The organism is Rhizobium sp. PDO1-076 (genome assembly GCF_000247475.1).
Classification (GTDB): Bacteria; Pseudomonadota; Alphaproteobacteria; order Rhizobiales; family Rhizobiaceae; genus Allorhizobium.
This window is the reverse complement of record NZ_AHZC01000066.1, coordinates 43,262-56,494: the sequence shown is the minus strand read 5'-3', so window position 1 is coordinate 56,494 and position 13,233 is coordinate 43,262. Positions and strand designations below refer to the sequence as shown.

Sequence of the window (13,233 nt, the reverse complement as noted above, 5' to 3'; positions counted from 1 at the left end):
CGATCGGAACGGATATCGACGGTACACCGCTCGTGCAAATCGCCCGTTTTCCCTTGATGCGGAACTGGCCCCGTTGCTGTCTGGCGAGGCGCGTATCTTCGACATGCGGATCGAGGAGCCAAAAGCCCGGATCCGACTTCTACCTGATGGTACGATGGACTGGCTGCGGGGTAGCAAGCCCAATATTCCGGCCCGGACCGTCGTCCTGGAAAGCGTTTCCGTCAGCGGCGGCGAGGTTGAGTTCATCGACCAGCAGTCCGGTCGCAATCGCCTGCTGAGAGATTTCGACGCCAAGATTTCGGCCCGCTCTCTCTCCGGTCCATGGACGGTCGAAGGACGGGCGTCGCTGGATGGTGAGGCGGCGCAGTTTTCCCTGGTGACATCGCCACCGCAGGACGCCGCGTTGCCCTTGCGCCTGAAACTTGATCCCGAAACGCGACCGTTCGATCTGGTTCTGGAAGGTGCACTGGCCTTCGAGGCAGGGCGGCCTGTCTACAAGGGCCGCTTTGAATCCAACTGGAAGGTGGCAGAGAACGCATCGCAACCGGGGCAGGCGAAGCCGCTGCCGGGGCCGCGCGTCAAGGGCGACTTCGAACTGACGAATGAAAGGGTTGCGGTTCCCAGTTATAGACTCGAGCTTGGCGATCCTGCCGATCCCTATGTGGTGAATGGAGAAGCAAAGCTGGACACCGGCACACGGCCGGAATTCCTGCTGACCGCAGATGGCCAGCAAGTCGACGTGAACCGTCTGGCGGGCGACGGGACCAAGGGCAAGACTTCGCGCAGCGTGGCTACATCCGTTCGCCAGAGACTGGCGCTTCTTCTGGCGACGGCGGCAGAGATTCCGATCCCCAGCGTGCCGGGGCGGGCGAGCCTGAAATTGCCGGCAATCGTCGCAGGTGACACTGTTTTCAGGGACATCCAGCTCGATGTCCGGCCGGCCGGTACCGGCTGGACGGTCGATCGCGCGGTTGCCGTCCTGCCCGGACGAACCCAGGTGGAAGCCAAGGGCTGGTTGAGGCTTGCCGGTGCGCCGTCTTTCGATGGCGAACTGCTTGTCGCTTCGACGCAGCCATCGGGGCTTGCGACATGGATTTCCGGGAAGGTCGATCCGGCGATCAGGCAGCTCAAGTCCGCCGGATTTTCCGCGTCGGTCAACCTGACAAGCGATCTGCAGCGGTTCGAAAAACTGGAACTGGCGATTGGCGCCGAGCCGCTCAAGGGGCGGGTCGAGCGTGAGTCCGTTGCTGGCTCGGCTGCCAGCCTATCGGTCGATCTAACCGGCGATGCGCTCGATCTGGATGCCGCACGCGCGATAGCGGTCCTGTTGGTCGGCGAGGATGCCGAGCAGCATCTGCTGGCGGAGCGAATTGCCGCCCGATTGAAAGTGGGAACGCTGTCGGCCTATGGGGTGGAGGGGCATGATGTCGATACGGTGTTTTCCTTCGATAACGGAAAAATCGCGATCGAAAGGCTGAATGTCGGTGATGTTTCCGGTGCGGCGATCGAGGCCAATGGCGCGATCGGGGGCACCTTGCTCAAGCCGAGCGGGCAGGGACACATCGCAATCAGCGCGCAAGACCCGGGTCCATTCCTCGACTTGCTGCGCCAACGCCTGCCGAGCAACCCGTTGTTGCCGAGGCTTTCAGCCAGCGCTGCCTGGTATGCCGACAGCAAGCTGACGGTCGATGTCTCCCTTGGCAACCAGGATGGCGGAGGCCTTGAAGCCAAACTTTCAGGGACTTCCAACGGCAGCCGGATCGAAGCACGCTACAATACGAGTGACCTGATCAATACGACCGTAAACGCAAAGGCGGACATCTCGGCCACGTTGGAAAACGACGAAGCCCAGATCCTGCTGGGGCAAGCCGGGCTCGATCCATTGCCGCTGGAGATCGGCGAGGGCGGTCTACTTGGCGTGACGATGAAGTCTGGTCCGTCCACGGCATCCGAAGCGGTCGTCACCTATACGTCAAACAGCACAAACCTCCAGGCACACGGCACGCTCGCGGCTGCGAACTCGGCCGATATGCTGGACGGAGACTGGGCGGTTGATTTCAACAGCGAAGACCTCGGACCCTATCTCTTGACGCTGGGTTCCATCCTGCCGGAAATCGGCACCGGGCTTCCGGTCACGCTGGATGCGGAAATCGGCCTGGCGAAACGCCAGATCGCAGTGAAAAAGCTTGCCACCGAGGTCGACGGCAATGCCGTCAACGCCACGGGGACGATCGACTGGCAAGGTGACCACCCCAAGGCGAGTGGTTCGATCTCGATGGATCGGGCAGACCTCGAATGGCTCGCGCAAACGGTCCTGGGGCCGGTTCGTGACCCGGCAAGCGGTGCTCTGCTGGAGAGTGCGCTGCCAAAGATTGCTGCACAGGCGGAGGTTGATGTCGAACTGACTGCCAAGCGGTTCGCGCCGGGATTTGCCGGCACGATCACGGAATTTGCCGGAAAACTGAGCCGGAAAGCCGGTGAGATTGTTCTTGATGACGTTACCGGACAATGGCTCGGTGGGCGGGCATCCGGCCGGCTGTCGCTGGCAAACAGCGAAGGCGCCGGCTTCCTGCAGGCGCGGCTCGATCTGAGCGGCCTTGATCTTGCCGAAACCCTGGCCACGTTGCGGACCGAACGCGGGATCGAAGGTGCCGGCGTCGCCGAGGGTAGGTTCGACGCAACATTTGTGGCCGAGGGCAGCGGCAATTCGGTTGCTGAACTGCTTCGCCAGAGCAGCGGATCCGGGGAAATCAAGCTGGCGAAGCTGACCGTGCCAGGTTTCAAGCTTGGCATCATGGCCGGCCTGCTCAGCGAAGCTGATGTCCTCGGAACGGCGATCAACGAGGAGAAGGTCCGCGAGATTGCTGATGGCCTGATAAAATCCGGCTCCATGCAGGTGGCTGACCTGTCACTGCCGTTCGCGGTGACGGATGGCGTGGTGCGTGTGCAAAATGCCACCGTGCAGACGTCCGAGGCGCAGCTCGGTGGTGATCTAAGGCTTTCGCTCGCCGACGGCGAGATCGAGGCGGGCGTTCAGGTGTCTCTTGATGCCGGAGAGGCGGCGCTGCCCGGCACAGACGCCGGTTACCGGATGATCTTGAATGGCGACGTCCTGTCGCCGACACGCTCGCTCGATGTCACTGGGCTGACCAATTTCCTTTCGTTGCGCGCGTTTGAAATCGAGCGCCGACGGGTCGAGACATTGCAGTCCAACGTGCTGGAGAAGCAGCGCTTGCGTCGTGAAGCTGCCTTGGCGCGGTTTCGGCAGGACGAGCGCGACAGGGCGGAAGTGGAGCGCTTGCGGCTTGAACAGGAAGCGCGCCTGAAGGCGGAGGCCGACGAGGCCGAGCGACTGGCGCAGGAGCAGCGCAGTCTGTCCTTGCCGGCAGATCCGGTCGGCACAAGGCCTGTTGAACCAGGCCTGTTGCCGCTGACGACGGAAACCGTTCCACCCAAACCCTCATTGCCGGTGCCACCGCAGGAGAAGGTCACGCGGCAGCCACTGCCGTCGGTTCCGCTGACTTTCGACACCCTTCCAGGATTGAATTGAGCCGAGCTGCGGATGTACCGGATTGCGCGATAGAGCTCGCGAATTGTCTATCCGGGCTTTGATTTCAGCCATTCGAGGACACGAAGCCGCAGGGCCGAGGACAGATTTGCCCCGGCGGGACGGTTTTCATCGATTTCGGCGATCAGGGCCGCCAAGGGCATTGACCGCTCGGTCGCCATAGCTCTCAGTTCGTCAAGGAACGCATCCTCGACCGAAAAGCTCGTCCGGTGGCCATGGAGAGTAATCGAGCGCTTACGGATCACCGGTGCCCCGCACTGCGTTCCAAGGGCTTCGCATATTGATTCCGCAAAGCCTGGCAAGCTGCTGATTGCGAATCTCTTTCGGGGGTGTTCATTCGCCTTTTGTGTCTTCCAGGCGGCCTTGTTCGTGCGTCTTGCTCGCCTTTTCGTTCAGGCTGCGCGTCAGGCTCTTTTCCGCCTTGGTCCGGCCGAATGAAATGCGGTTCTGTTCCGCTGTCGCATCCTTTTCGGTGCGCGCCTTGGCTTTGCGGAACTGGCGAAGATTGACGATGTCAGCGGCCACGATCGAGCATCCCCTGGAATCAGTCGGCCGGGAAAATGTCCCGGCCGATCATGATAAACCTGAATTACTGCTTCTTGCGGAAGGCATCGAGCGAGACGACCGAGCCTTCCTTCTTTTCTTCGCCTTCCTTCGGCTCGCCACCTTCTTCGGTGCGGGCCGCAGCGTCGACCGGATAGGCGGTGATCTCGGCGCTTTCGCCCTCTTCGTCCTCGTCTGCCAGAGGAACATCAAATTCGAGTTCGAAATTCACCGATGGATCATAGAAGCCGCGGATGGCATTGAACGGGATCACCAGCTTTTCCGGGGTGTCGGAGAAGGACAGGCCAATTTCGAACAGGCTGTCCGTCACCTTCAGTTCCCAGAACTGGTGCTGGATGACGATTGTCATCTGTTCGGCATATTTGGTCTTCAGGTGCTGCGAAATGCGCACGCCCGGAGCGCCGGTCAGGAAGGTGATGAAGAAATGGTGGTCACCCGGAAGGCGTCCTGCTGCCGCGACCTCGGTCAAAACCTTGCGGATAACACTGCGCAATGCGTCCTGGGCCAGAATGTCGTAGCGAATGTGGTCTTGCCCCATGAGATCCTGTCTTTCCTTATCATGCCGGTTTCAGTCGGCTGTATGCCACGGCGAGGGATTGCAGAAAAGCCCTGACGCACGAGTCTGATGCGGTGAGAATACATCATTTTAGAAAGATGGGGTAGCGGGGAAGGTAAGGTGAAGGCTTCTGTTGCCAGGTGCCTTCGGACCCCGCCTCAAGGGGCTAACCTAGAGGACTTGGTTCGGATTTCCCGCACCGCCATTAGGCAGCGAGAGCATAACCCTTAGCGTTGTTGTCGTTTGCAACTACACTTGTGACCCGATAACGGCGGTATCATGCCGAGCAAAAGTTCGATCTTTACGCCCTTGTCGATCCTATTTCGCCCCCATCAAAAGCCGGTCACGCCCATAGTTCGGGAGACCGACCGGTTTTTGGTGGAGGCGCCGGGTACCGCCCCCGGGTCCAATAGGTTTATTACACCGACCGTTTATTGCCATAGATGGCCCGAAAGCCAACGAAACTGATATAGGTGTTTCGGTCGCCAATGAAAAGGGGTGTTGGCTTGGTGGGGCCAAAAGACTTTGACGGCGGTAAACCACGCAAGCTGTTGATGGCCTCATCCTTCGCGTGAGGGTGGCTTGGTTTGGCCGGCGGCTGACACTAGAATGCAGTCAAACAGAATCGGCGGCCCGACCCATGAAGCAGTATCACGACCTTCTTCGCCATGTGCTTGAGACGGGGACCGACCGCGGAGACCGGACGGGAACCGGCACGCGTTCGATTTTCGGCTATCAGATGCGCTACGACCTGTCAGAAGGGTTTCCGGTCACGACGACAAAGAAGCTGCATCTGCGGTCGATCATTCACGAACTGCTGTGGTTTCTCAAAGGCGAAACGAATATCGGCTATCTGCGCGAGAACGGCGTGACGATCTGGGACGAATGGGCCGATGAAGACGGCAATCTCGGCCCGGTCTATGGTGCACAATGGCGGTCCTGGCCGGATGGCAAGGGTGGGCATATCGACCAGATCGAAAAGCTGATCGAAGGCATCAAGACCAATCCGAATTCGCGCCGCCATATCGTCTCGGCCTGGAACCCGGCGGAAGTGGACGAGATGGCCTTGCCACCGTGCCATTGCCTGTTCCAGTTCTATGTTGCCGACGGCAAGCTGTCTTGCCAGCTTTACCAACGTTCGGCTGATATCTTTCTCGGCGTACCCTTCAATATCGCTTCCTATGCGCTACTGACGATGATGGTGGCCCAGGTTACCGGTCTGAAGCTCGGCGATTTCATTCATACACTCGGCGATGCCCATATTTATTCCAATCATTTCGAGCAGGCACATCTGCAGCTCTCGCGCACCCCGAAGGCGTTGCCGCACATGCAGATCAATCCGGAGGTGAAGGACCTGTTTTCCTTCAAGTTTGAAGACTTTACGCTGGTTGGCTACGACGCTGATTCAAGCATCAAGGCGCCGATTGCCGTCTAGGCGCTGCGCAGAAGCCGAGCAAGGAGTTTGGCGATGGCCAGCATTGATATCGTCATCATCGTGGCCGTGTCGCGCAATGGCGTGATTGGTCGCGATGGCGATATGCCGTGGAAACTCTCGACCGATCTGAAGCGGTTCAAGGCTCTCAGCATGGGCAAGCCGCTGATCATGGGGCGCAAGACGTTTGAGTCTGTCGGCTCGAAGCCCTTGCCGGGACGTCCGCATGTCATCGTCAGCCGCAACAGCCGGATCGAGATGCCGGGCGTCGAGACGGTCGCTAGTCTTGATGCGGCTCTCTCCAGGGCGCGGGCTCTCGCGGAGGCTTCGGGCGTGCATGAGGTCTGTGTCGTCGGTGGCGGCGAGATCTACCGCCAGGCGCTGCCATATGCAGACGTCTTGTATGTCACTCATGTCGAGACCGAGATCGACGGTGATACGCACTTTCCCGAAATCGACCCGGCTGTGTTCGAGCAGGTCGAGGAAACCGTCGTTCCGGCGGGCGAAAAAGACAATTACGCCACCTGCTACGCGATATACCGTCGCAGGCGCGCCTGATAACGTAATATTTCCCCTGTCTTTGAAAGAAGTTGACTGGTTTGCGTTGAAAGCCGGTGGGCTGATACCTATAACCATGTCAGTCATTTGCGCGCTTGCCTTCCGGGGTGTCCGCGAGGGGCTTGGGAGCGATTTTACAACAAAAGAGGTATGAATGCCCTGGAGCAATCAGAACGGCGGCGGCGGCGGTCCATGGGGCGGCGGCGGCGGCGGAAACAATCAGGGCCCCTGGGGGCAGGGGCCGAACCGGCCACGTGGTGGCGGTGGCGGCAACAACACGCCCCCCGATCTGGAGGATCTGATCCGTCGCGGACAGGATCGTCTGAAGAGCGTGGTCCCGGGTGGGTTCAACGGTGGCGTGGTGGCAATCCTTGCCCTCGTTCTCGTGGCCTTCTGGCTAATCCAGGCCGTCTACACCGTCCAGCCGGACGAGCGCGGCGTCGAGCTGCGCTTCGGCAAGCCGACGGAAGACATCTCGATGCCCGGCCTGCATTTCCATTTCTGGCCGTTTGAGACGGTCGAGATCGTCAAGGTCACCGAGCAGCAGCAGAATATCGGCGGTCGCGCCAATTCCAGCAATGCAAGCGCTGGTCTGATGCTGACGGGCGACCAGAACATCGTCAACGTTCAGTTCTCGGTTCTGTTCACGGTTTCGGACCCGAAGGCCTATCTCTTCAATCTTGAAAACCCGGCGCAGACATTGCAGCAGGTGGCCGAGAGCGCGATGCGTGAAGTGGTCGGGCGTCGTCCGGCACAGGACATTTTCCGTGATGCGCGTCAGGACATCGCGGCTGGTGTGAAGGCGATCATCCAGGGCACCATGGATTCCTATGGGGCCGGTATCTCCATCAATGCCGTGGCGATCGAAGATGCGGCACCGCCACGCGAGGTGGCCGACGCGTTCGACGAAGTGCAGCGCGCCGAGCAGGACGAAGACCGTTTCGTCGAAGAAGCCAACAAGTATTCCAACACCCAGCTCGGTCAGGCCCGAGGCCAGGCTGCGCAGATCCGCGAAGAGGCGGCAGCCTACAAGGACCGTGTCGTCAAGGAAGCGGACGGTGAGGCTAAGCGCTTCGTCTCCATCTATGACGAGTACAGCAAGGCGCCTGACGTGACCCGCCAGCGCATCTATCTGGAAACCATGGAGCAGGTTCTGAAGAATTCGAACAAGGTCATCATCGACGAAAAGCAGGGTGTGGTTCCCTATCTGCCGCTGAATGAAATCACACGTCCGGCGCAGACGCAGGGAGGCAACTAAGATGTCCAATCGTTTGGCTGCAATCCTGATCGGTCTGGCCGTGTTGCTGGTGCTGATCTATTCGTCCGTCTTCGTCGTCAACGAACGCCAGCAGGCAGTGGTTGTCCGCTTCGGTCAGATCCAGGACGTCTACAGCGAGCCTGGCCTGTACTTCAAACTGCCGTTCGCCTTTGCCGATGCAGATCGGGTCCAGTATGTCGAAGATCAGGCGCTGCGTTTCGACCTCGACAACATTCGTGTCCAGGTTTCTGGCGGCAAGTTCTACGAAGTCGATGCTTTCGTGGTCTACAACATCACCGATCCGCGTCGTTTCCGTGAAACCGTATCCGGTGACCGGGAATCGGCGGAAGCCCGCCTTCGGACGCGTCTCGATGCATCGCTGCGCCGTGTCTACGGTCAGCGCAGCTTCGAAGCTGCCCTGTCGGACGAACGTTCCTCGATGATGCAGGAAATCCGCAGCGACCTGAAGGCCGACGCGGAAACGCTGGGCATCACGATTTCCGATGTCCGAATCCGTCGCACGGACCTGACGCAGGAAGTGTCGCAGCAGACTTTCGACCGCATGAAGGCCGAGCGTCTTGCCGAGGCCGAACTGATCCGCGCTCGCGGTAACGAAGAAGGCCAGCGCCGCCGCGCGATCGCCGACCGTCAGGTTGTCGAGTTGCAGGCGGAAGCGCAGCGCGATTCGGAAATCCTTCGCGGTGAGGGCGATGCGGAGCGCAACCGGCTGTTTGCCGATGCCTTCTCGCGTGACCCGGCCTTCTTCGAGTTCTATCGTTCGATGCGAGCCTACACGGCGTCGCTGAGCGACAAGAGCACGACCATGGTTCTGTCGCCGGATTCGGATTTCTTCCGCTTCTTCAACAGTGGCGTGGGGACCGGCCAGACATCAGGTACGCCAGCGGTTCCGGCTCCTGCCGGAAACTAAACTGCCATGGCAGACCTTTTGACAGGTATTGCCTTGTTTCTGATCATCGAGGGGCTGGTCTATGCACTGGCCCCTCGTTTTATTGTGCGCATGGCACAGTTGCTGCCAGGCATTCCCGAGGAACATCTGCGTCTCTCGGGACTTGTCGCGATCATATTTGGCGTCGGCATCGTGTGGTTCTTGCGCGGCTGACAAGATCTGGTCGCAAGTCTGCGCTAGGGGATTTCCGGCAAATGTGATTTCCCCTTCTGCCAATCCGCCTTATGTTTCGATAGCAGGACTGAAACCGACAATGAGGAAGCCCATGACCACGAACGCCCGCACCTTGCGAACGATCCTGCCGGCCTTCCTGATTGGTAGCGCCGTGGCGTTTGGAACCGTCAGTGCGCCGCAGCAGAGTTTTGCGCAGGGACCGGAATCCGTCGCCGATCTCGCCAGTGGCCTGCTCGGCGCGGTGGTCAACATCTCGACCTCCCAGAGCGTCAAGGAAGAGGGCAACGGTCCCCTGCCGCAGGTGCCCGAAGGCTCGCCGTTTCAGGAACTGTTCGAGGATTTCTACAAGAACCGCGAGGGTGGCGACAGCAGCAGCAAGGTCAATTCGCTGGGCTCCGGCTTCGTCATCGATCCGACCGGCTATATCGTCACCAACAATCATGTCATCGAGAATGCCGATGATATCGAGGTTATCTTTTCCGACGGCTCCAAGCTCAAGGCCAAGCTGATCGGCACCGACACCAAGACCGACCTGTCGCTGCTCAAGGTCGAGCCGCCGCAGCCGCTGACCTCGGTCAAGTTCGGCGATTCGCGCAAGATGCGGATCGGTGACTGGGTCATGGCGATCGGCAACCCGTTCGGTCTTGGCGGATCGGTTACCGTTGGCATCATTTCGGCAAGCGGCCGCAACATCAATGCGGGCCCCTACGACAACTTCATCCAGACCGATGCGGCGATCAACAAGGGCAATTCCGGCGGTCCGCTGTTCAACATGAGCGGCGAGGTGATCGGCATCAACACGGCAATCATTTCGCCGAGCGGTGGCTCGATCGGTATCGGGTTTGCCGTGCCGACGGAGCTTGCCGCCAATATCGTCAGCCAGTTGAAGGAGTTCGGCGAAACCCGTCGCGGTTGGCTCGGGGTGCGCATACAGCCGGTTTCCGACGAGGTGGCCGAAAGTCTGAAGATCGGTCGGGCACGCGGCGCGATGATCAGCGGCATCGTCGAGGGCGGCCCGGTTGAAAAAGGGCCGATCGCAGTCGGCGACATCATCGTGAAATTTGATGGCAAGGTGATCAGCGAGACCAGGGACTTGACCCGGATCGTGGCAGAAAGCGCGATCGGCACGCCGCTCGACGTCGTCATCCTCAGGGACGGCAAGGAGCAGAGCGTCAAGGTAACGCTCGGACGGCTGGAAGATGACGAAGTTGCCAGCAACGAAACCGAAGACGGACAACAGAGCGTCGCGCCGGAGGACGAGGATCAGGCGATGCCAGAGGACGAGACGCCCGATGGCGAAAACCAGTCCCCCGACAGCCAGACGCCGGATGACGGGCAATCCGGAGAGCAGGACCAGACGGCGCCTGCCGAGCAGAAATCGGCGGCACCTGTGACCGAAGGCCTGATCGGCGTGGAGATCGCAGTGCTGGATGACGCAGCTCGCAAGTCTTATGGAATTGCCGAGAGCGTCGAGGGCGTGGTGATCACACGGATCCTGCCCGGTTCCAAGGCCGAGGAAAAGGGCCTCAAGGCCGGCGACGTCATTGTCGAGGTGGCGCAGGAGTTCATGAAGACCCCGCAGCAGGTGGCCGAGAAACTGACCAGCATCAAGGGCGAGGGACGGCGCAGCGGGTACCTGATGATTGCCGATAAGGAAGGCAATCTGCGGCTCGTTGCAGTCCCGCTCGAATAGCCGATCAGGCGGAGAGACGCAGCGGCGCGCTGCTTTCAGCGGCGAGATAGGCTTCGAACTGATCGATCGGCATTGGTCGACTGACAAGATAGCCCTGTATTTCGCCGCAGCCGAACTGCTTCAAAAGGTCGAGCTGGCCTGTTGCCTCGATCCCTTCGGCGGCAACAGACATACGCAGTTCCTTTGCCAGATTGATGATCGAGCTGACGATGGCGCGGCTGTCGGCGTTGGTTTCGAGGTCGGAGATGAAGGACTGGTCGATCTTCAATTTGTCGAAGTGATAGTGGAGTAGGTAGCTGAGCGACGAAAAGCCGGTGCCGAAATCATCCAGCGCGATACGCAGGCCAAGCCTGCTCAACGCCTGAAGTGTCTCCCCAACGCCGGGCGTGGAGTTCATGAGCAGGCTCTCGGTGAGTTCCAGTTCGAGCCGCGCTGCCGTCATAGAGTTCTGCTGCAGCGCGTTTTCAATCATCGGCAGCAATCCAGGGCTGATAAACTGGCGCGGTGACAGGTTGACCGCGACGCGAATATGCGCCGGCCAATCGGCCGCAAGCTTGCAGGCCTGGTTGACCACCCAGGCACCGATGCCTGTGATAAGGCCTGTCTCTTCGGCGATCGGCACGAATTCCGCGGGACTTATTGGCCCCAATGTTGGATGATTCCACCGCAACAGAGCCTCGGCGCAGACCACCTTTCCGCTCTCCGCGCTGATCAGGGGCTGGAAGTTCAATGAGAGCGTGTCATTGGTCAGCGCCATGCGAAGTTCGTGTTCGATCTTATTGCGGCGGCGTGCCGAAGCGTCGAGCGACGTGTCGAAGAAGTGGAAGCGATTGCGGCCATCGACTTTTGCCCGGTAGAGCGCAAGGTCAGCATTGCGCAGCAGCTGGTCGGCCTCTGTGCCATCTATCGGCGCACAGGCAATACCAATACTGATACTGACACCGACCTGGACCGTGCCGGATTTCAGGGAGAAGGGTCGCTGCAGTCGTTCAATGATGCGTGTAGCGAGGACGCCGGAGCATTGGGGCCCCTCCGCTGACATGTGCAGAATGGCGAATTCGTCTCCGCCCAGACGTGCCAGAGTGTCGGTCTCGTCGCAGAGCGTATTCAGTACCCGCGCGACCTCCCGGAGCAATTCGTCACCGACGCCATGGCCGTGCGTGTCGTTGACTTGCTTGAAGCGGTCGAGGTCCAGCAGCAAGACCGAGAACGGATCTGCGAAGCGCTCGTGACGTGCAATGGCGCGTGTGAGATCTTCGTTCAGCAAGGTGCGATTGCCGACATCGGTCAGCGGATCATGGCGTGCCATGTGTTCGATCCGCAGCCGCGCTTCACGACTGGCGGTCACATCGCGGCCGACGCCACGGTAGCCTGTGAATGTGCCGGAAGCATCGATGATGGCCTTGGCTGTCAGCGACCATATCGCCAGTTCTCCGGCCTGTTCCACACAGATGTCGGCGTCACGAAACGATTGCTTCTGGCACATGCGACGGTGAAAGTCTTCCCGTGTCTCTGTTCCGTCGATCGGCTTGCTGCCGATCCGGGCGAAGGGCAGCGCATCGATGATCGGCTTGCCGAGAATGAATGTGTCGGGCACCTGCAACTGTTCGCAAAAGCGCGGCGAGGCGTGACCAATCCGCATGTCCGCATCCGTGCCCCAAAGCCAGTCTGCGGCGTTTTCCTCAAAATCGTTGAGAAGAAGATTGATCACATCGCGCTGTTCGAGAGCTGCCAACTTTGCCTGCACGCGCTCGGTGATGCTTTTGCAAAGTGCCAGAGACGCGCGGACAATGATGGCGGCATAGATCAGGAAAAGTGCGAAAAGATAGAGGCCGATCACATCAGATGTCAGCAGCAAGGATATCGCGACACCCATTCCCATTATGCCGCAGAACGCAATGGCCGCAGCGGGCACGGTGGCGAGGGCAAAGCCGGCACCGGCTGTCATGCCGACCGTCAGTGCAATAAGGACCTGTTTCTGGCTGCCGGTAGCGTCGGCGAAGCCGATAATGTCGATCGTCGCCCAGAGGAAGCTCAGCAATGCGCCGTAAATCACCGCATTGCGCGTGCCGCGAATGCTGGCATGCCTGCGGATGGGCTTGCCGTGCCCGCGCCACCAACCGAGGCTGGTATGAAAAGCGATCACTATCAGCAGCCCGCATACGATGTTGACCAGCAAGGCGGACGGATGGTTGGCAAAGACGATGATGGTCAAAACGGCATTGCCGAAGTTGGCTGCCATCATCCAGGGCGTGCTGTTCCAGACCGTGGCCAGCCGGACGGCCCGAATTCTATTGACTTCTTCCTCGCTGCTGCCTGTTTCCCCAAGGCGGAGGAAAGTGTCGGCCAGCGTCGAGATTTGTGCAGATAGTCGGGATCGCGATCGGTTGTGCATGCAACTTGATATATGCGAAACAACTTAATCTTGAATAAATCGCAAATATCAGATTGTCATCTTTGATG

Annotated in this window: 11 protein-coding genes and 1 other RNA gene; 7 read left to right on the top strand and 5 right to left on the bottom strand. The window is 59.8% G+C overall.

The window, feature by feature from the left end; all coding sequences use genetic code 11:
- Nucleotides 1-3,550 (top strand): AsmA-like C-terminal region-containing protein (locus PDO_RS05685; RefSeq protein WP_210161508.1); only part of this gene is annotated, 3,550 nt, incomplete at its 5' end.
- 47 nt (nt 3,551-3,597) lie between these two features.
- On the opposite strand, the gene PDO_RS05680 is transcribed toward PDO_RS05685, so the two are convergent.
- From PDO_RS05680 to ssrA, 4 genes are all read right to left on the bottom strand, one after another.
- Complete coding sequence (locus PDO_RS05680; RefSeq protein WP_037072708.1) at nt 3,598-3,813, bottom strand: ribbon-helix-helix domain-containing protein; 216 nt, start codon at nt 3,811-3,813, stop codon at nt 3,598-3,600.
- A gap of 88 nt (nt 3,814-3,901) precedes the next feature.
- A complete protein-coding gene (locus PDO_RS05675; protein WP_007599005.1) occupies nt 3,902-4,093 on the bottom strand; it encodes a DUF4169 family protein in 192 nt (63 codons plus the stop codon).
- Nucleotides 4,094-4,157: 64 nt separating this feature from the next.
- Nucleotides 4,158-4,670, bottom strand: coding sequence for an SspB family protein (locus tag PDO_RS05670; RefSeq protein ID WP_007599004.1), 513 nt, complete (start codon nt 4,668-4,670; stop codon nt 4,158-4,160).
- A 137-nt stretch (nt 4,671-4,807) separates the two neighbouring features.
- Nucleotides 4,808-5,187: a transfer-messenger RNA gene (gene ssrA, locus PDO_RS26965) on the bottom strand.
- Between the two features lie 141 nt (nt 5,188-5,328).
- Here ssrA and PDO_RS05665 point away from each other — a divergent pair.
- From PDO_RS05665 to PDO_RS05640, 6 genes are all read left to right on the top strand, one after another.
- Nucleotides 5,329-6,123, top strand: coding sequence for a thymidylate synthase (locus PDO_RS05665; protein ID WP_007599002.1), 795 nt, complete (start codon nt 5,329-5,331; stop codon nt 6,121-6,123).
- Nucleotides 6,124-6,156: 33 nt separating this feature from the next.
- On the top strand, nt 6,157-6,678 hold the full coding sequence (locus tag PDO_RS05660; protein ID WP_007599000.1) for a dihydrofolate reductase: 522 nt from the start codon (nt 6,157-6,159) through the stop codon (nt 6,676-6,678).
- A 154-nt stretch (nt 6,679-6,832) separates the two neighbouring features.
- Entirely contained in the window at nt 6,833-7,936 is a 1,104-nt protein-coding gene (gene hflK, locus PDO_RS05655; protein ID WP_007598999.1) for an FtsH protease activity modulator HflK, read from the top strand.
- A gap of 1 nt (nt 7,937) precedes the next feature.
- Nucleotides 7,938-8,864: a protease modulator HflC gene (hflC, locus tag PDO_RS05650; RefSeq protein ID WP_007598996.1), complete on the top strand. Its 927-nt coding sequence runs from the start codon at nt 7,938-7,940 to the stop codon at nt 8,862-8,864.
- Nucleotides 8,865-8,870: 6 nt separating this feature from the next.
- On the top strand, nt 8,871-9,056 hold the full coding sequence (locus PDO_RS05645; protein WP_007598994.1) for a DUF2065 domain-containing protein: 186 nt from the start codon (nt 8,871-8,873) through the stop codon (nt 9,054-9,056).
- Between the two features lie 112 nt (nt 9,057-9,168).
- On the top strand, nt 9,169-10,770 hold the full coding sequence (locus PDO_RS05640) for a Do family serine endopeptidase (RefSeq protein WP_007598992.1): 1,602 nt from the start codon (nt 9,169-9,171) through the stop codon (nt 10,768-10,770).
- 4 nt (nt 10,771-10,774) lie between these two features.
- On the opposite strand, the gene PDO_RS05635 is transcribed toward PDO_RS05640, so the two are convergent.
- A complete protein-coding gene (locus PDO_RS05635) occupies nt 10,775-13,015 on the bottom strand; it encodes a putative bifunctional diguanylate cyclase/phosphodiesterase (protein WP_244426358.1) in 2,241 nt (746 codons plus the stop codon).
- Nucleotides 13,016-13,233: the final 218 nt, after the last annotated feature.